The sequence below is a fragment of the bacterium genome, from assembly GCA_020440705.1.
Classification (GTDB): Bacteria; Krumholzibacteriota; Krumholzibacteriia; order LZORAL124-64-63; family LZORAL124-64-63; genus JAGRNP01.
Map to the genome: position 1 here is coordinate 1 of JAGRNP010000278.1, position 651 is coordinate 651.

Genomic DNA, 651 nt, shown 5'->3' on the forward strand with positions numbered 1-651 from the left:
GCGGGGGAAGCGCCCTACGGCGCGGCGATCGTCGACTTTCAAATGCCCGAGATGGACGGCGTCGAGCTGGGCAAGCGGATCAAGGCGGATCCCGCGATCCAGGCGACGCCGCTCGTGCTCCTCACGTCCGTGGACCGACTTCGCGACGGCAAGGAGCTTCGGCGGATTGGTTTCGCCGCGCACTTAACGAAGCCCGTGCGCTCCGGTGTGTTTCTCGCGGCCGTCGCCGGCGCCGTGGATCAGTCCGACGGCACGGTCGCCGGGGCCGCCCGGGTTCCGGATCCAACCGATTCGATCGTCCGGTGGGAGGGCGCGCGCGTGCTCCTGGCCGAGGACAACGACGTGAACCAACGCCTCGCGACCCGACTGCTCGAAAAACGAGGATTCAGCGTGCGGATCGCGCCCAACGGCGCCGAAGCCGTCGATGCCGCGCTCCGCGAAACCTTCGACCTCATCTTGATGGACGTTCAGATGCCGATCATGGATGGTCTGGAGGCGACCCACCGCATCCGAGCGTACGAGGCCGACGGCGGCGCGCGGGTCCCGATCATCGCCATGACCGCGCACGCGATGAAGGGTGATCGCGAACGGTGCATCGAGGCGGGCATGGATGACTACGTCCCCAAGCCCCTCGACGCGAGCACCTTGTTT

1 protein-coding gene is annotated in these 651 nt (G+C 67.4%); it reads left to right on the forward strand.

Annotation, left to right across the window (positions count from 1 at the left end; genetic code table 11):
- The coding region (locus KDM41_18365) for a response regulator (GenBank protein ID MCB1185389.1) at positions 1–651 on the forward strand (651 nt) is incomplete at both ends.